Source organism: Pseudoalteromonas sp. APC 3358, assembly GCF_030408075.1.
Taxonomy (GTDB): Bacteria; Pseudomonadota; Gammaproteobacteria; order Enterobacterales; family Alteromonadaceae; genus Pseudoalteromonas; species Pseudoalteromonas arctica.
The window spans coordinates 1-1,135 of sequence record NZ_JASDCE010000040.1 but is presented as its reverse complement, the minus strand read 5'-3'; the positions used below and the strand labels follow the sequence as shown (position 1 = coordinate 1,135).

The 1,135-nt window shown below is 35.7% G+C and carries 2 protein-coding genes; both read left to right on the top strand.

Features of this window, described 5'->3' with window-relative positions; genetic code table 11:
- A partial coding sequence (locus tag QL995_RS21615; protein WP_290295076.1) for a transposase occupies nucleotides 1-280 on the top strand: 280 nt, incomplete at its 5' end.
- A gap of 207 nt (nucleotides 281-487) precedes the next feature.
- Complete coding sequence (locus QL995_RS21610; RefSeq protein ID WP_290295075.1) at nucleotides 488-925, top strand: hypothetical protein; 438 nt, start codon at nucleotides 488-490, stop codon at nucleotides 923-925.
- Nucleotides 926-1,135 lie beyond the last annotated feature (210 nt).

Here is a 1,135-nt window from a genome sequence, read left to right as displayed (position 1 = left end):
AAAGCCACCCATTAAAACGGGGCGACAAGTACAGTTTATAAATAATAAATCACGCAAAAAGCTGAGCTATGTAGACAAAATGAAAGTAAAAATAGACAGCCCCATAGGTCGACGACAATATAGCAAACGACTTGGTTGTATTGAGCCCGTGTTCGGGAACATTACAGTGAATAAAGGCATGAATAAATTGACCTTACGGGGTCAAACGAAAGTGAATGCGCAATGGCAACTGTATTGTCTTGTTCATAATATAGAAAAGCTGCAAAACACGATGCATTAAGAAGGGTAAGCCCTTTTACCCTAAATAAAAGCCACTCAACCACCCTTAATCCCTTCCAAAACGTCAATTAAAACAATATCAAACACTTCAATATTCTGCGTAAAAATACAGTAATTAATTGAACCAAAATAGGAACTCAGCTATGGTTTGTTTATCAATAAAAACAAATTTAAAAACGAGTTAATCTACAGGCTCGTTAGTTGCCTTATGAATATTGTGCCATTAGTCGGATTGAAGAGTATTGAATTTGGTGATTCCAAAGAAAAAGCTATTGAGCTATTTGGTAAGCCTGATTTAATTGAAAATGAATTAGGTAAAGACGGTGTTAGTTCCGAAATTTGGGAGTATCAGGCAGAGGGAATGCAATTGTATTTCGATCCTGATTTTGGTTTTAAATTATGGGGGATTTCATTAAGCTCAGAAATATCCCAGCTAAATAATATTAGACCAATTAGTTTTAGTGAGACTGAACTATTAGCTCATTTTCCAACTTTAGTTTTAGAAATGAGTGACGGTATATTTAAAGAGTATGTCGACTCAACGAACGAGTTGGAATTTTTCTTACGTAACAATATAGTTAAACGTATCGACTTATCACCTAATCTAGATGACTACATAAATCGGTTTGGTGAAGTCGGCAACTAACAAGTCATTCAAAAGGACTAAAAACAGTTGGCTAGGTTCGCTGCGCTCACTATTTTAGCCAACAATTTTTAGCCTCTTAATGAGGCGTTGAGGCTGTAGAATTACTCTTTTTAGGAACGTATCCAACTATTCTTGGTTGGTTGCTTTTTAACCTTGAATCCATCTGTTCGCTGTGATCTAATAGATATTATTCACCCACGGTAAACTGTT